A 16,362-nucleotide genomic window follows, 5' to 3' on the forward strand; every position below is an offset into this window, starting at 1 on the left:
TATATATGAAAAAATTAGGATTAAATGAAATTAGAAAAGAATATTTAGATTTTTTTGAAGAAAAAGGACATTTGCGTTTAAAGAGCTATCCTTTGATTCCAAATAATGATAAGAGTTTATTACTTATAAATGCAGGAATGGCTCCATTAAAAGATTATTTTACCGGAGTTAAGAAGATGAGCAAAAGCAGAGCTACTTCAAGTCAAAAATGTATTAGAACTGCAGATATTGACAATGTTGGAAAAACTCAAAGACATGGAACTTTTTTCGAAATGTTAGGAAATTTCTCTTTTGGAGATTATTTTAAAAGAGAGGCAATAACTTGGGCTTGGGAATTTTTAACAGAAAAGCTTGAAATGGATAAAAATTTATTATCTGTAACAGTTTATGAAGAAGATGATGAGGCTTATAATATTTGGAGAAATGAAGTTGGTCTTCCAGCTGAAAAAATTCAAAAACTTGGTAAAGAAGATAATTTTTGGGAATTAGAAGTTGGTCCTTGTGGTCCTTGTTCTGAAATTATGTATGATAGAGGGGAAAAATATACTAATCCGGACGACAGATTTATGGAAATTTGGAATTTAGTTTTCACTCAATTTAATAAAGATAAAGAAGGAAATTATGAAAGATTAGCTCACCCAAATATTGATACAGGTATGGGTCTTGAAAGACTTACTTTAGTTTTAGAAGAAAAAGATAATATTTTTGAAATTGGTTTAGTTGATACAATAATTAAAAAAATTGAAGAGATTTCAGGTGTTAAATATAAATCAAATGAAGTTTCAGATATTTCAATAAGAGTAATTGCTGACCATGCAAGAGCTATGACTTTCTTGATTTATGACGGAGTAATTCCAAGCAATGAACAAAGAGGATATGTGTTAAGAAGACTTATAAGACGTGCAGCAAGACATGGAAAATTATTAGGAATTAAAGATAATTTCTTAATCGATGTTTCAAAAGTTGTTATGGATGCATACAAGTCAGAATATCCTGAGTTATTAGAAGATAGTGAAAGAATTTTTAAGATATTAAATGCAGAAGAATCAAAATTCCAAGAAACAATAGAACAAGGACTCGGAATTTTAAATTCATATATTGAAGAAGAAAAAGCAAATAATTCTAAAGTTTTAGCAGGAGATAAAGCATTCAAATTATATGATACTTATGGATTCCCATTAGATTTAACAAAGGAAATCTTAGAAGAACAAAAAATGACTGTTGATGAAGATTCCTTTAATCAAAATATGCAAGAACAAAAAGTTAGAGCAAGAGAAGGTAGAAATAATGTCTCAGCCGGTTGGAGTGAAAAAAATACTGATTACTTAAAAGCTTTAGAAACAACTGAATTTTTAGGATATACTGAAAATGTATGTAATGGAAAAGTTATAAAATTATTTAAAGACGAAGTAGAAGTTTCAGCTTTAAATGAAGGAGATAAAGCACTTTTAGTATCTGATAGAACTGTTTTCTATGGTGAAGGTGGAGGACAAGTTGGAGATATTGGTATCATAGAAAATGAAAATTGTAAAATTAAAGTTTTAGATACTAAGAAAAATAAAAACAACGGTATTTTCCATAGTGTTGAAGTTATTTCAGGAAAAGTTAATTTAAATGATGAATTGACTTTTAAAATAGATATAAACAACAGACGTGATATTATGAAAAATCACTCTGCAACTCATCTTTTACACCAAGCTTTGATTGAAGTTTTAGGAAATCATATTAATCAAGCAGGATCTTTGGTAGATGCGACTAAATTAAGATTTGATATTACTCATTTTGAGGCTATAAGTCAAGAAGATTTGAAAAAGGTTGAACAAATTGTAAATGATAAAATTGCATTAAATCTTGAAACAGTTATAAAAGAAATGTCTTTAGAAGAATCTTCAAAAATGGGAGCAATAGGACTTTTTGAAGACAAATATAAAGATGTTGTAAGAGTAGTTTCTTTTGGTGGTTGGTCAATAGAACTTTGTGGTGGAACTCATGTTAAAAATGTTAGTGAAATTCAAATGTTTAAAATAATTTCAGAATCAAGTGTTGCTGCCGGAGTTAGAAGAATAGAGGCTACAACAGGAAGAAATGTTTATGAATATTTAAAGAAAACTGAAAACCAAGTTGAAGAAGTTTCAAACTTATTGAAATGTAAAAAATCAGAACTTGTTAATAAAGTTTCATCTTTAACAGAAGAAATAAAAACTTTAGAAAAAGAATTAAAAGAAATGAAATCTCAAATGACTTTGAGTAGTTTAGATTCATTTATAGCTGATAAAAAAGATATTGAAGGGATTTCTTTTATTGCTAAAAAGGTAGAATTTGAAAATCAAAATGATTTAAGAGATTTAATTGATAAATTAAGAGACAAATTGGGTACAAGTGTAATAGTATTTGCTAATGTATATCAAGAAAAATTAACTTTTACAGTTGGAGTAAGTAAAGATTTGAATGCAAGAAAAATAAATGCAGGAAATATTGTTAAAGAAGTTGCGAAACTTGTTGGTGGTAATGGTGGTGGAAGACCTGACATTGCATCAGCCGGTGGTAAAGACTTAAGTAAAGTTGATTTTGCTTTAGAACAAGCAGAAGAAATTTTAAAAGCTCAATTTTAATAAATAGGAGGGGATTATATGTCAAACGAATTTAACGAAACAATGAGAATTGAGATACCAAGTGAAAAGAAAAGTATTAAGGAAATTATTAAAGTAGTGTATTTGGCACTTGAAACTAAGGGATATAATCCTAAAAGTCAAATCATAGGATATATTCTTTCCGGTGACCCAACTTATATTACTAGCTATAATAATGCTAGAGGATTAATTAGACAAGTTAGCAGAGATGAAATCCTAGAAGAATTTTTAGAAAGTTATATAAAAGATTAAGGACTTCCCGGCAATTTTTGCCGGGGTCTTATTGCAAATTTAAGAGGTATTTATGAATAGATATATGGCTCTAGATGTTGGCGATAGGACAATAGGTGTTGCAATAAGCGACCCTTTGTTTATTATGGCTAGTGGGCATAGTACAATTTTTAGAGAAAATCTTGAAAAAGATTTAGAGATTTTAAAGGATATAATTGTAAAGGAAAGCATAATTAAAATTGTTGTTGGACTTCCTAAAAATATGAATAATACTGTTGGACCTCAAGGAGAAAAAGTTTTATCTTTTGTGGAAGATTTGAAGATATTTTTAAAAGATAACAACTTTGAAATAGAAATAGTTATGCAAGATGAAAGACTTACAACAGTTAGTGCAGAAAGAATTTTAATAGAAGGAAATATGAGTAGAAAAAACAGAAAAAAAGTAATTGATAAAGTTGCTGCTACATATATTTTACAATCATATTTAGATAGAAAATAGGAGTTATATTTTGGAACGTTTTGAGGCATTTGATGAAAATGGGAAAAAAATCATTTTTGAATTAGTTGAAACTTTTGGTATGAATGAAAGTGAATATGCAGTTTTAAATTCAAAAGATGATATTAATACATATATTTTGAAAATTGTATATGATAAAGATGGAAATATTAATCTGGAAGGTATAGACGACGAAGAGCTTTCAGATGCAATAGAGGTTTATGAAGAATTAAAGTCAGAAAAAGAAGAAAATTTATAAAAAGGAGAATTAGTATGGAAGTAAAAGAAATGAAAAAGTTATTAGTAGAAAATAACTATAAGATTACTAAGCAAAGAGAAATTGTTTTTAATGTTTTAAATGAAAACAAAGGTAATCATTTAAGTCCAGAAGAACTACATGAGATAGCCAGTAAATATGATAAAGATTTAGGTATAGCTACTGTTTATCGTACACTTGTTATTTTTGATAAGATGAATATAGTTCACAAATTGGACTTCGATGATAATAGATACAGATATGAAATCATAAGAGATGATGACAAGCATCAACACCATCATTTACTATGTAAACAATGTGGAAAGATAATTGAAGTTGAGGAGGATTACCTTGAAACTTTAGAACAAGTTATCGAAGAAAAATATAAATTTAAAATAAATAACCACGATTTAAAATTCTATGGAAAGTGTTCAGATTGTTTAAATCTTGAAAATAAATAGAGGATAATTGTAGTGCAAAAAAATAAAAAGAAAACTTTAAAGCTGATACCCTTAGGAGGCGTTGGTGAAATAGGGAAAAATATGTCTATTTTGGAATATGACGATGAAATTATTATCTTGGATTGTGGTATGACTTTTCCGGATGATGATATGCCCGGAATAGATATTGTAATCCCGGATATTACCTATTTAATGAAAAATATTGATAGGGTAAAAGGACTTTTTTTGACACACGGACATGAGGACCATATTGGTTCTGTACCATATATAATGAAAAAAATAAATGTGCCTGTTTATGGAACTAAATTAACTTTAGGACTTGTTGAAAGTAAATTACAAGAACATAATATCAGTAAAGAAAATTTAAAACTTGTAAATGCTGGAGAAATTATAAAAACCAAACATTTTTCGGTTGAGTATATAAGAGCTTGTCATAGTATTCCTGATAGTGTAAGTTTTGGAATTAAAACTCCTGTTGGAAACATAATTTTTACAGGAGATTTTAAAATCGACTATACACCTATTGACGGGGATAAGATGGATTTACATCGTATTGCTCAATGGGGTATGGACGGGGTTATGCTTTTATGTGCAGATAGTACAAATGTTGAAAGACCCGGATATACAATGAGTGAAAGTTCGGTTGGAGAAACTTTTATTGAACTTTTCAGCAAAGCTAGTGGTAGAATAATAGTTGCAACTTTTGCATCTAATTTGCATCGTGTTCAACAAATTATAAAAGCAGCTGAAAGATTTAAAAGAAAAGTTGCCGTTTCAGGTCGTTCTATGGTAAATGTAATTAAGGTTGCGACAGAGCTTAATAAATTGGAAATAGAAAAAGGAACTTTAATTGAATTAAAGGATATTAATAAATATGATGAATCACAAATTGTGCTTTTGATGACAGGTAGCCAAGGGGAACCTATGAGTGCATTGAATAGAATGGCTTATGGTGAACATAGAAAGCTTGTCTTGACTGAAAATGATACAGTCATTATTTCAGCATCTCCGATACCGGGAAATGAAAAAATATTTTTCGGTCTTGTAAATCGTCTTGTTGAAATGGGTGTTAAGGTTATACATTCATCACTTGCAGATGTTCATGTTTCAGGTCATGCTTGTCAAGAAGAATTAAAGTTGATTCATACTTTAGTAAAACCAAAATACTTTATTCCGGTTCATGGTGAGTCAAGACATTTGAAAAGACATGCTAAATTAGCTGTTGAAATGGGTATGCCTGAAGAAAATATTTTTATAGGAAGAAACGGAACTGTCTTTGAGTTTAATGATAAACAAGAGGCATTTATTTCCGGTACTGTTGAATCAGGAAACATTTTAGTTGACGGCCTTGGCGTTGGTGATGTCGGAAGTGCAGTTCTTAGAGATAGAAAGCATTTATCTGAAGATGGCATTATCATTGTTATGGTTGTGCTTGAAAAATCTACTAAAGAAATTATTTCAGGTCCTGAAATTGTTTCAAGAGGATTCATTTACGTTAAAGAAAACTTAAACCTTGTATCTGAAATGAGTAAAGTTGTTGAAAATACTTTAAATATTTGTAAGGAAGATTCTATTACAGACATTGGTACTATGAGATATAATATAAGAAAAGATTTGAATTCTTATATTTATCATGAGATTAAGAGAGGACCGATGATTATTCCTATAATTACAGAACTTTAGGAGGTAGTATGAATATTTATAATAGTATTTTAACTTTTTCAAATGATTTTAAAAATTGTGATGAAGTTAAAGAATTTATAAGATTAAAGAAAAAAATTGATGAAAATGTTGAAAATAAAAAAATTATAGATGATTTTCACAAGAAATTATATGACTATCAAGTTGCTAAACAAAATGGAGAAGATGTTGCTGAAAGAGAAAAACAACTTAATGATTTAAATCAAATCTTAATGAGTAATTCAGAAATATCAGAATTTATGGCAGCAGAAGTTAGAATTTCAACTATAATGAATGATATTGTAAAAATGTTAGAGGAAACAATCGCAGGATAATGGAAGTTGTTGCAAATTATGTTTCTGAATATATTAGAGGATTAGAAAAGAGTAAAGAGCCGATTTTAATCGAAATGGAAGAATTTGCTCTTGAAAATAGAGTTCCTATTATAGAGGTTGAAGTTGCCAGATTTTTAGAATTTTTGGTTATGTTAAAAAAGCCAAAAAGAATTTTAGAAATTGGAACGGCAATAGGTTATTCATCTATAATTATGAATAGAGCTTATCCAGAGTCTAATATAACGACTATTGAAATAGATGAAAAAAACTTTTTAAAGGCTAAGGAGTTTATAAAAAAAGCAGGCCTTGAAAAAAATATAGATACAATATATGCTGATGCTAATGATGCTTTAGATTTCATCACAGATAAATATGATATGATTTTTATGGACGCAGCAAAAGGTCAATATATAAGTTTTTTTGAAAAGTCTATTGAAAGATTAAATTCCGGTGGAATATTGGTTTCTGATAATATTTTGTTTAGAGGACTTGTAGCCAAAGAAAAAAATAATGTTAGAAGAAAAAATACAATAGTTAGAAGATTGAAAGAATTTTTAAAAATTATTACTAATAGTGAAGAATTTTCAACTACGATAGTACCGATAGATGACGGTATGGCTATATGTTATAAAAAATAGTTTAAATCTTAATAGGAATCCAGTTTATTGGATTCCTATTTAATAGTTAAAGGAGAATTGATTGATGAAAGATGTTGAATTACTAGCCCCCGCGGGGGATATAGAAAAATTAAAAATGGCAATTATTTATGGAGCAGATGCAGTTTATCTTGCCGGAGAATCTTTTGGTCTTAGAAAAGCATCTAAAAATTTTACAGTTGAACAACTAAAAGAGGCTACTGATTTTGTTCATGAAAGAGGAAAGAAAATATACATAACAATGAATATAATTCCTCATAATGACGATTTGATAGGTCTTGAAGAATATGTTAAAGTGTTAGTTGATATAGGAGTTGACGCACTTATCGTTGCAGATGCAGGAATTTATACTGCTGTTCGTTCGGTAAGTAAAGAAATTGAAGTACATATGAGTACTCAAGCAAGTGTAACAAATTATAGAACTGTAAAATTTTGGCATGATTTAGGAATTAAAAGAATTGTAATGGCAAGAGAGTTATCTTTAGAAGAAATCAGTTTAATTCATAAGGAAGTACCTGATGTTGATATTGAGGCATTTGTTCATGGGGCTATGTGTATTTCATATTCTGGAAGATGTCTATTAAGTAACTATATGTGTGGTAGAGATGCGAACAAGGGAGATTGTGCTCATGCTTGTAGATGGAAATATAATTTGGTTGAAGAAAGAAGACCTGGAGAATATTATCCGATAGAAGAAACTGAGCAAGGAACTTTTATATATAACAGTAAAGACCTTTGTATGTTGGATTCACTTGAAGATGTAATTAAAGCTGGAGTTCATAGTTTAAAAATTGAAGGAAGAGTAAAGACTCAATACTATGTTGCAACGGTTATAAGAAGTTATAGACTTGCACTTGATGCAATAGAAAATGGAACTTATACAGAAGAAATGGCAAGCAGGCTTTTAGCTGAAATAAAAAAAGCGAGCCATAGAGATTTTACAAAAGGATTTTATTATAAAAAACCTGATGAAAACGACCAACTTTATAATTCAAGCTCATACATAAGGACTTACGATTTTGTCGGATTAGTTTTAGATTATGATAAGGAAACAAAAATTGCAACAATAGAACAAAGAAATAGAATTTTTGTTGGAGATGAAGTTGAATTTTTTGGTCCAAGAGATGGTTTTGAAACTTTTAAAATAGAAAAAATGTATGATGATAAGGACGAAGAAATTGATGTCGCACCAAGAGCAAAACAAATTATAAAAATGCCATTGCCATTTGAAGTAAAGCCTTGGGATATTATGAGAAAAAAATTATCTGATGAATAAATTTAGGAGAAATTTATGGTTAAACTAAAAAGAATTCAAAGAGATGAATTAAGACGATTATATAATATAGAATATTCAAGTAAAAGACCTAAATGGAAAGAATATGATGCACCATATTTTGATGATTTTGAATTTAAAACTTATGATGAATTTATTTCATCAAAGGAGATTGAATTCTTTTTAGGAGAAAGAGTAAAAGGAATATATTTTAATGATGTTTTGATAGGAATAGTTTCAAAATATTGGGAAAACGAAAAAACTAGATGGCTTGAAATAGGAATTGCAATTTTTGATGAAAATTATTGGAATAAAGGAATCGGCTCAAAAGCACTTTCGTTATGGATAGATGAAATTTTTAATACTGAAGATAATTTAGAACATATAGGGCTTACAACTTGGAGTGGAAATATAGGAATGATGAAATGTAGCTTGAAAATTGGTATGACACTTGAAGGAAGAATTAGAAAAGTTAGATACCATAATAATATATTTTATGATTCAATGAAGTATGGAATTTTAAAAGAAGAGTGGATGAAGCAGTTAAAGAAGTAAGAATTATAGTTTCAATAAATTTTTATAATTTATCATAAAAAATTGATGATAACCGGTAAAATTTTTTAAAAATAGTTTACTTTTGTTGCGTTTTATGTTATACTTATCAAGTACCGTTGCTTTGTTTATGGAAACTCCGACCTTTACAATGCTACGGTGAATAATATTTAGGAGGTAGTTATAAGATGATAACTAAAGAAGATAAATTAAGAATTATTGATGAATTTAAGAGAGCTGAAGGAGATACTGGTTCTCCAGAAGTACAAATTGCTTTGTTAACATTTAGAATTAAATACTTAACAGAACACTTAAAAGAACATAAGAAAGACCACGCTACAAGAAGAGGTTTATTCAAATTAATCGGACAAAGAAAAGGTCTTTTAAAATATCTTAATAACGTTGATATCGAAAGATACCGTGAATTAACTAGTAAATTACAAATAAGAGGATAATTATTAAAGGGCGATTTATTCGCTCTTTATTTTTAGAAGACCATAGGAGGTTTAAATGGTTAGAGAATTTATATACAATTTAAGTGGTAGAGAACTTAAAGTTGTAATAGGAAAAGTTGCAGAGCAAGCCAATGGTTCTTGTTTAGTTCAATGTGGAGAAACTGTTGTTTTAGTAAATGCTTGTGCATCTAAAGAGCCAAGAGAAGGTGTTGACTTTTTTCCTTTAAGTTGTGATTTTGAAGAAAAATTATATTCTGTTGGTAAAATTCCTGGAGGATTTATTAAAAGAGAAGGTCGTCCAAGTGAAAAAGCGATATTGACTTCAAGACTTATAGATAGACCACTTCGTCCACTTTTCCCTGAAGGATATAGAAATGATGTTCAAGTTATAGCTACAGCTTTATCTGTTGAGCAAGATAATCAACCTGATATATTAGCTATGATTGGTTCTTCTATTGCACTTACAATTTCAGATATTCCTTTTAATGGACCAACAGGTTCTGTTAATGTCGGTTATGTTGATGGAGAATATATTATAAACCCAACTATCGCACAAAGAGAAAAATCAAGACTTAATATAACTGTATCAGGTACTAAAGATGCTATTATGATGGTTGAGGCTGGTTGTGATATTTTAAGTGAAGAAGAAGTTTTAAATGCTATTCTTTTTGCACATGAAGAAATAAAATCAATTTGTAATTTCATAGAAGAAATTAGAGCAGAAGTTGGTAAAGAAAAAGCTCCTGTTATAATTAAAGAAAGAGATGAAGAATTATTTAACGCTGTTGTTGAATATGGAAAGGCTGATATTATTAGCGCTTTAAGAACAGCTAATAAAATGGAAAGAGAAGAAAATCTTGATAAGATTTCAAAAGAAATTTTAGAAAAGTTCTTACCTGATCATGAAGATAAAAAAGGTGAAATTAATTCTGCTATAGAATCTGTTGTTGTTGATGAAGTTAGAAGATTAATCATAGAAGAGGGAATTAGACCTGATGATAGACAACTTGATGAAGTTAGAAAAATTTCTTGTGAAAGAGGCCTTTTACCTAGAACTCATGGTTCAGGATTGTTTACAAGAGGTCAAACTCAAGTTTTAACTTTAACAACTTTGGGTGCTCCTGGAGAAGTTCAAATTTTAGATGGAGTTATTGACGAAGAAGACAAGAGATATATGCATCAATACAATTTCCCGCCATTCAGTGTTGGAGATGTTAGACCTTTAAGAAGTCCTGGAAGACGTGAAATCGGTCATGGTGCTTTAGCTGAAAGAGCATTGATACCTGTTCTTCCAAGTGAAGATGAATTCCCATACACAATGAGATTAGTTTCAGAAGTTCTTTCATCAAACGGTTCAAGTTCACAAGCAAGTATTTGTGGCTCAACACTTTCATTACTAGATGCAGGTGTTCCAATTAAAGATTCTGTTGCAGGTATTGCTATGGGTCTTATAAAAGATGAAGAAACTAAAAAAATTGCTATTTTAACTGATATTCAAGGTTTGGAAGACCACTTTGGAGATATGGACTTTAAAGTTGCAGGAACTAAAGATGGTATTACAGCTTTACAAATGGATATTAAGATTGACGGAATTAGTAGAGAAATTTTGGCAACTGCTTTAGAAAAAGCTAAAAAAGCTAGATTACACATTCTTTCTATTATGAATGATTGTATTGCAACTCCAAGTGAAGAAATGTCAAAATATGCACCAAAGATATTTACAATGCAAATTTTACCAGAAAAGATTAGAGAAGTAATTGGACCTGGTGGAAAAGTAATTAACAAGATTATCGATGAAACAGGTGTTAAGATTGATACTTTTGATGACGGACGTATTGCAATTACTGCTGATTCAAGAGAAAACGGCGAAAGAGCTAAAGAAATGATTAACGAAATTGTTAAAGAAGTTGAAGTTGGAGAAATTTACAATGGTGTAATTACTACAATTACAAACTTTGGAGCATTTGTTGAATTAATCAAAGGAAAAGAAGGATTACTTCACATTTCAAATATGACTCATGAAAGACTTGATAAGGTAGAAAACTTATTTAAAGTTGGAGATACAGTTGAAGTTAAAGTAATAGAAATAGATAATCAAGGAAAGATTAAATTATCAAGAAAAGCATTACTTGAAAAACCTAAAAAAGAAAAAGAAGAAAAATAAATACTATTAAAAGGTAAATCTTAAAAATTTACCTTTTTTGTTAATATTTTAAAAGAGGAGGATAAGAAGATGGGAAAGATAGTTTATAGTGCATTACAACCCTCAGGACAACTTACAATTGGAAACTATTTAGGCTCTATTAAAAATTTCAAAGGATTGCAAGAGCAATACGAATGTTTTTTTACAGTTGCTGATTTACATGCTATAACAGTTCCACAAGAGCCAAAATTACTTAGAGAGAGAACATTGGACTTAATGGCTATATTTTTAGCATCAGGTTTAGAACCTGAAAAATCTATTTTATTTGTACAATCGCATGTACCACAACATGCTGAGCTTTCTTGGGTTTTAAGCTGTATGAGTTATATGGGACAACTTAGCAGAATGACTCAATTTAAAGAAAAATCTCAAAAATCTGAAGAAAATTTAAACGCCGGACTATTTACTTATCCTGTTTTAATGGCAGCAGATATTTTATTATATCAAACAGATTTAGTTCCAGTTGGAATAGACCAAAAACAACATTTAGAACTTGCAAGAGATTTAGCTGAAAGGTTTAACAATAAGTATTCTGATACTTTTGTAGTTCCTGATGGAATAATTGGAAAAGAAACAGGGAAAATTATGAGTTTAAAAAATCCTGAAAAGAAGATGAGTAAATCTGATGAAGACCAAAATTCTTTTATTTTGTTACTTGATGATGAAGAAACAATAAAGAGAAAAATCAGAAAATCTGTAACAGACAGTCTTGGAAATTTTGACTATAATGATGAACAAAAAGGCTTGAAAAACTTAATAAATATGTATATTGCTTTTAGTGGAAAAACAAGTGATGAAATTGTTTCAAAATATAAAAACGAAAACTACTCAGTATTTAAGGAAGATTTAGGACAATTAGTTGCAGATAGTTTAAAACCGATAAGAGAAAAACATAAAGAATTTATTTCAGACAAAGCATATCTTGAAAAAGTTATGAAAGAAGGAGCTGAAAAGGCATCTTACTTTGCAAATAAAACACTTAGAAAAGTTTATAAAAAAGTTGGATTTTTGCCAAGATAAAACTAATTTAAGATTATATAAATTTTAATTCAGCAATTAAGGTTGATGAGCGAAACTTGTCAACTTTTTTTGTGCGATAATTTGTCAAATCAAGTGCAAAAATTAATCTTGTCTAATTGAAAAAATTTTGATTTATTGATATAATTAAGCTGTTAGATTTTTATTTTGAAATAATATATTTAAGTGAGGGAATGATATGGAAGATATGGAAATTAAAAATTTATGTGTTAATACTATGAGAACACTAAGCGCAGATGCGATTCAAAAGGCTAAGTCAGGACACCCTGGACTTCCACTTGGCGCATCACCGATGGCTTTTACTTTATTTAATGATTGTTTAAAAATTTCTCCTAAAAACCCAAATTGGTTTGATAGAGATAGATTTATTTTGTCAGCAGGACATGGTTCTATGCTTTTGTATTCATTACTTCATTTATTTGATTACGGTGTTAGTATTGAAGATATAAAAAACTTTAGACAAATTGATAGCTTAACTCCGGGACACCCTGAGTATGGTCATACTTTAGGAATAGACGCAACTACCGGACCACTTGGACAAGGTGTTTCTATGGCTGTTGGTATGGCTATGGCTGAAAGTCATTTAGCATCAATTTTTAATACTGATGATTGTAAAGTTATTGACCACTATACTTATTCAATCGTAGGCGATGGTTGTCTTATGGAAGGAATCAGTAATGAGGCATCTTCTTTAGCAGGAACTTTGAAACTTGGTAAACTTATTGTTTTATACGATAGCAACAATATAACTATTGAGGGAGATACTGCAACTGCTTTTGGAGAAAATGTTAGAGGAAGATATGAGGCGTTAGGTTGGGATACTCATTTTGTTGAGGATGGTAACAATCTTGAAGAAATTTTAAAAGCAATAGAAAGTGCGAAGAAAATTGATAAACCTTCATTGATTGAAATAAAAACAAGAATTGGATATGGCTCAACTAAAGAAGGAAGTGCATCAGCACATGGTGAACCTTTAGGTGAAGATAATATTCCTACTTTTAAGAAAAATATAGGTTGGGAATATGAAGAAAGTTTCTATGTTCCACAAGAAGTTAAAAGCTATATGAAAGAAGTTGTGGCAAAGAAAAATACTTTTGTTGATGAATGGGAAAAACTTCTTGAAGAATATAAAGTAAAATATCCTGAAAAATATGATTTATTTGAAAAATTTATGAAAGAAGAAATTGACGAAGAAATTTTAAATGATAGCTCAATTCTTGAATTTGATAAAGATATGGCATCAAGAGAATCAAGTGGACTTGTTTTAAATAGATTTGCTAAATTACTTCCAAATCTTTTTGGTGGTTCAGCAGACTTAGGTCCTTCAAATAAATCAGTTATGAAAGATTTTGATTTCTATTCACCTGAAAACAGAAGTGGAAAAAATATTCACTTTGGAGTTAGGGAACACGCAATGGCTGCAATCTGTAATGGTATTTCACTACATGGAGGACTTTTACCATATTGTGCAACATTCTTTGTTTTCAGTGATTATTTAAAACCTGCAGTAAGACTTTCTGCACTTATGAATCAAGGTGTTATATACGTTTTAACTCACGACAGTATCGGAGTTGGGGAAGATGGTCCAACTCACGAACCAATCGAACATTTAGCTATGTTCAGATCAACACCAAATGTTTCAATGTATAGACCTTGTGATGCAAAAGAAACTGCTTATGCTTGGATTTCAGCTTTAAAAAACAGAAAGACACCAAGCTGTTTAGCATTAACAAGACAAAAACTAACTAATCTTGAAGAAACTTCAAGCGAGGCTCTAAAAGGTGGATATGTATTAAAAGACTTTGGAAAAGATTTTGAAATGATTGTAATGGCATCAGGCTCAGAAGTTGGATTGGCATATAAAGTTTGTGAAAAACTTCTTGAAGAAAATATTTCAACAAGACTTGTTTCAATGCCTTGCATGGAAGAATTTGAAAAACAAAGTAAAGAATATAAAGAAAATGTATTACCAAAAGATATTAGAAAAAGAGTTAGCATTGAGGCGCTTTCAACATTTGGTTGGGGAAAATACGTTGGACTAGACGGACTTTCAATCGGACTTGATACATTCGGGGCATCAGCACCTGCAAATTTATTATTTGAAAAATTTGGATTTACAGTTGATGCAGTCTATGAAAAAATTAAAAAAGAATTATTCTAATTTATAAAAAATTGTAAAAATAGCGAAGAAAAACTTCGCTATTTTTTGTGTAAAATAAAAAACAAACTGAAAAATGTTGAAAAAGTTTTAAAAAACTATGGAATATTCCATTTTGTTTTAACGATTTTAGTGCTATATTATTTTTTATAAATATCTTTTGTGCAATAATTATCTTATATCTGAGTATAATTTTAGAAAATATATTTTTCGTATTTATATCTAAGAAAGGTAAAAAATTAAAACATATAATAAATTTAATTTTATTTGTTGTTATTTTTGGTCTCACATCAATTGTATCATAACAATTTTTACTTTACACATAATATTTTACACTATGAATTTGTAAAAAAATAGGGTATAATATATTTATTCTTTAAAATACTTTAAATTTTGATTTTAATATTACTTTTTATATAATTTTTGATGTAATTAGTAATATATTTGGAGGGGAAATGAAAGCTATATTTTTTGATTTGGATGGAACTTTGCTTCCTTTAGATGAGGAATTATTTGTTGATATTTATTTTGAGGAATTGTCAAAAGTATTTTCTGTTTATAATATTGATAGTAAGAAGCTTGTTGAAAATATTTGGACTGCAACTCATGAAATAATTAAAAATGATGGAAAGAGAACTAATGAAGAGGCCTTTTGGGATAAGCTTAATAGTAATATAAATATTGAATTATCTGATGTTAAAGAAGTATTGAAAAAGTTTTATGCAAATGAGTTTTTTACTAAGTTAAAAAAGTGTTCAGCTGAAAATAGTTTGGCAAAAGTTGCCGTTGAACTTGCAAAGAAGAACGGAAGAAAAGTTGTTCTTGCTACTAATCCGGTTTTTCCTATAGATGCGTTAGTTAGATTGAAATGGACAGGACTTGATATTGATGACTTCGATTATGTTACTCATTATGGCAATAGTTCTTTTTCCAAGCCGAATCCCAAATATTATTTAGATTTATGTGAAAAACTGGATGTTGAACCTAAGGATTGCTTGATGATTGGAAATGATGAAAAGCAAGATATATTTGCAGCTAGTAGTGCTGGGATGAATTGTTATTTAGTAATGGATTATCTTTATACTTATCCTGATTGTAAAGTAAATTGTGAAAAAGGAAGTTTTAAAGATTTAATTGAAAAATTAAAAACTTTATAATATAAATATGTATAAATTAAAAAGACAACAATTATATGAATTGCTGTCTTTTTGTTTGTTTTTATAATTATTTCTTTTTTGCTATTAGGAATTTTATGTTTATTCCTAGTGTTTTGAATTTGTTTTCGTATTCCGTTTCTATGTTTTGTGGGTAGTCGAAGTTTGCTAGGTCGTAAGTTATTAATATTACTTCGAATCCGTTTTCGTTAAAATATTCTAGGCTTGCCTCGAAAAGGTCATCGTCATCTGTTTTGAAATGTATTTCGCCTTCATCTACGAGTAAGTTACTGTATTTTTTTAAAAAGTTTGGGTGTGTTAATCTTCTTTTGTGATGTCTTTTCTTTGGCCAAGGGTTGCAGAAGTTTATGTAAATTCTTGAGATAGATTTTTCATTAAAAAATTCGTCAATTTTTTCTATGTTTGTAGGGATTGCACGAACATTTAATAGTTCCAAATCTCTTATTTTTCTTGTTGCATATACGATTGCATTTGTGTCTAGGTCTAATATGCAGTAATTTATATCTTTGTTTCTTTCTGCAATTTCGCTAATGAATTTTCCTTTTCCACATCCTAGTTCAAGGTTTATCGGATTATTATTTTTAAATTCTTCATTCCATTTTCCTTTTAAGTTTTGAGCATCAAATATTACTTGCTCATTTTCTTTCATTTCGGGAACTGCCCACCATTTTTTTCTAAGTCTCATTAATTTTCCTTTCATAAAAAATTTTTATTCTTACATATTATTATATCATATTTTCATTTTAGATAATTTTTTAATGGT

16 protein-coding genes are annotated in these 16,362 nt (G+C 29.3%); 15 read left to right on the forward strand and 1 reads right to left on the reverse strand.

Features of this window, described 5'->3' with window-relative positions; genetic code table 11:
• The first annotated feature begins 5 nt into the window (after positions 1 to 5).
• The 15 genes from alaS (at position 6) to HMPREF3181_RS07400 (ending at position 15,581) form a co-directional block, all read left to right on the forward strand.
• A complete protein-coding gene (gene alaS, locus HMPREF3181_RS07330; RefSeq protein ID WP_068475208.1) occupies positions 6 to 2,612 on the forward strand; it encodes an alanine--tRNA ligase in 2,607 nt (868 codons plus the stop codon).
• 18 nt (positions 2,613 to 2,630) lie between these two features.
• Complete coding sequence (locus HMPREF3181_RS07335; RefSeq protein WP_068475212.1) at positions 2,631 to 2,882, forward strand: IreB family regulatory phosphoprotein; 252 nt, start codon at positions 2,631 to 2,633, stop codon at positions 2,880 to 2,882.
• Between the two features lie 52 nt (positions 2,883 to 2,934).
• Positions 2,935 to 3,360 carry a Holliday junction resolvase RuvX gene (gene ruvX, locus HMPREF3181_RS07340; protein WP_068475216.1) on the forward strand — a complete coding sequence of 142 codons (426 nt, stop codon included), beginning with the start codon at positions 2,935 to 2,937 and terminating at the stop codon, positions 3,358 to 3,360.
• Positions 3,361 to 3,370: 10 nt separating this feature from the next.
• Positions 3,371 to 3,616 carry a DUF1292 domain-containing protein gene (locus HMPREF3181_RS07345; RefSeq protein ID WP_068475219.1) on the forward strand — a complete coding sequence of 82 codons (246 nt, stop codon included), beginning with the start codon at positions 3,371 to 3,373 and terminating at the stop codon, positions 3,614 to 3,616.
• A 14-nt stretch (positions 3,617 to 3,630) separates the two neighbouring features.
• Positions 3,631 to 4,074, forward strand: coding sequence for a Fur family transcriptional regulator (locus HMPREF3181_RS07350; protein WP_068475222.1), 444 nt, complete (start codon positions 3,631 to 3,633; stop codon positions 4,072 to 4,074).
• A gap of 12 nt (positions 4,075 to 4,086) precedes the next feature.
• Positions 4,087 to 5,757 (forward strand): ribonuclease J, encoded by a 1,671-nt coding sequence (locus tag HMPREF3181_RS07355; protein WP_082713940.1) that lies wholly within the window; start codon positions 4,087 to 4,089, stop codon positions 5,755 to 5,757.
• Between the two features lie 8 nt (positions 5,758 to 5,765).
• The gene (locus HMPREF3181_RS07360; RefSeq protein ID WP_068475228.1) at positions 5,766 to 6,089 is read left to right on the forward strand and encodes a YlbF/YmcA family competence regulator; all 324 of its coding nucleotides are present in this window, start codon (positions 5,766 to 5,768) and stop codon (positions 6,087 to 6,089) included.
• The gene (locus HMPREF3181_RS07365) at positions 6,089 to 6,727 is read left to right on the forward strand and encodes an O-methyltransferase (RefSeq protein ID WP_068475230.1); all 639 of its coding nucleotides are present in this window, start codon (positions 6,089 to 6,091) and stop codon (positions 6,725 to 6,727) included. Before HMPREF3181_RS07360 ends, HMPREF3181_RS07365 begins: the two co-directional genes overlap by 1 nt.
• Positions 6,728 to 6,791: 64 nt before the next feature.
• A complete protein-coding gene (locus tag HMPREF3181_RS07370; protein WP_068475233.1) occupies positions 6,792 to 8,021 on the forward strand; it encodes a peptidase U32 family protein in 1,230 nt (409 codons plus the stop codon).
• A 15-nt stretch (positions 8,022 to 8,036) separates the two neighbouring features.
• The gene (locus HMPREF3181_RS07375; protein ID WP_068475236.1) at positions 8,037 to 8,573 is read left to right on the forward strand and encodes a GNAT family N-acetyltransferase; all 537 of its coding nucleotides are present in this window, start codon (positions 8,037 to 8,039) and stop codon (positions 8,571 to 8,573) included.
• A 185-nt stretch (positions 8,574 to 8,758) separates the two neighbouring features.
• On the forward strand, positions 8,759 to 9,025 hold the full coding sequence (rpsO, locus tag HMPREF3181_RS07380; protein ID WP_068475239.1) for a 30S ribosomal protein S15: 267 nt from the start codon (positions 8,759 to 8,761) through the stop codon (positions 9,023 to 9,025).
• 55 nt (positions 9,026 to 9,080) lie between these two features.
• Positions 9,081 to 11,189: a polyribonucleotide nucleotidyltransferase gene (locus HMPREF3181_RS07385; protein ID WP_068475242.1), complete on the forward strand. Its 2,109-nt coding sequence runs from the start codon at positions 9,081 to 9,083 to the stop codon at positions 11,187 to 11,189.
• Positions 11,190 to 11,258: 69 nt separating this feature from the next.
• On the forward strand, positions 11,259 to 12,248 hold the full coding sequence (gene trpS / locus HMPREF3181_RS07390; RefSeq protein WP_068475245.1) for a tryptophan--tRNA ligase: 990 nt from the start codon (positions 11,259 to 11,261) through the stop codon (positions 12,246 to 12,248).
• Positions 12,249 to 12,453: 205 nt separating this feature from the next.
• The gene (tkt, locus tag HMPREF3181_RS07395; RefSeq protein ID WP_068475257.1) at positions 12,454 to 14,427 is read left to right on the forward strand and encodes a transketolase; all 1,974 of its coding nucleotides are present in this window, start codon (positions 12,454 to 12,456) and stop codon (positions 14,425 to 14,427) included.
• Between the two features lie 452 nt (positions 14,428 to 14,879).
• A complete protein-coding gene (locus tag HMPREF3181_RS07400; protein WP_068475248.1) occupies positions 14,880 to 15,581 on the forward strand; it encodes an HAD family hydrolase in 702 nt (233 codons plus the stop codon).
• 67 nt (positions 15,582 to 15,648) lie between these two features.
• Here the strand turns inward: HMPREF3181_RS07400 and trmB are convergent, their stop codons facing one another.
• Positions 15,649 to 16,284: a tRNA (guanosine(46)-N7)-methyltransferase TrmB gene (trmB, locus tag HMPREF3181_RS07405; protein WP_068475251.1), complete on the reverse strand. Its 636-nt coding sequence runs from the start codon at positions 16,282 to 16,284 to the stop codon at positions 15,649 to 15,651.
• Positions 16,285 to 16,362: the final 78 nt, after the last annotated feature.

The organism is Parvimonas sp. KA00067 (assembly GCF_001553085.1).
Taxonomy (GTDB): domain Bacteria; phylum Bacillota; class Clostridia; order Tissierellales; family Peptoniphilaceae; genus Parvimonas; species Parvimonas parva.

Excerpts from the sequence above, each read along its gene's own strand:
- alaS (WP_068475208.1), top strand. The coding sequence starts at position 6 with ATGAAAAAATTAGGATTAAATGAAATTAGAAAAGAATATTTAGATTTT.
- HMPREF3181_RS07335 (WP_068475212.1), top strand. The coding sequence starts at position 2,631 with ATGTCAAACGAATTTAACGAAACAATGAGAATTGAGATACCAAGTGAA.
- ruvX (WP_068475216.1), top strand. The coding sequence starts at position 2,935 with ATGAATAGATATATGGCTCTAGATGTTGGCGATAGGACAATAGGTGTT.
- HMPREF3181_RS07350 (WP_068475222.1), top strand. The coding sequence starts at position 3,631 with ATGGAAGTAAAAGAAATGAAAAAGTTATTAGTAGAAAATAACTATAAG.
- HMPREF3181_RS07360 (WP_068475228.1), top strand. The coding sequence starts at position 5,766 with ATGAATATTTATAATAGTATTTTAACTTTTTCAAATGATTTTAAAAAT.
- HMPREF3181_RS07365 (WP_068475230.1), top strand. The coding sequence starts at position 6,089 with ATGGAAGTTGTTGCAAATTATGTTTCTGAATATATTAGAGGATTAGAA.
- HMPREF3181_RS07370 (WP_068475233.1), top strand. The coding sequence starts at position 6,792 with ATGAAAGATGTTGAATTACTAGCCCCCGCGGGGGATATAGAAAAATTA.
- HMPREF3181_RS07375 (WP_068475236.1), top strand. The coding sequence starts at position 8,037 with ATGGTTAAACTAAAAAGAATTCAAAGAGATGAATTAAGACGATTATAT.
- rpsO (WP_068475239.1), top strand. The coding sequence starts at position 8,759 with ATGATAACTAAAGAAGATAAATTAAGAATTATTGATGAATTTAAGAGA.
- HMPREF3181_RS07385 (WP_068475242.1), top strand. The coding sequence starts at position 9,081 with ATGGTTAGAGAATTTATATACAATTTAAGTGGTAGAGAACTTAAAGTT.
- trpS (WP_068475245.1), top strand. The coding sequence starts at position 11,259 with ATGGGAAAGATAGTTTATAGTGCATTACAACCCTCAGGACAACTTACA.
- tkt (WP_068475257.1), top strand. The coding sequence starts at position 12,454 with ATGGAAATTAAAAATTTATGTGTTAATACTATGAGAACACTAAGCGCA.
- HMPREF3181_RS07400 (WP_068475248.1), top strand. The coding sequence starts at position 14,880 with ATGAAAGCTATATTTTTTGATTTGGATGGAACTTTGCTTCCTTTAGAT.
- trmB (WP_068475251.1), bottom strand. The coding sequence starts at position 16,284 with ATGAGACTTAGAAAAAAATGGTGGGCAGTTCCCGAAATGAAAGAAAAT.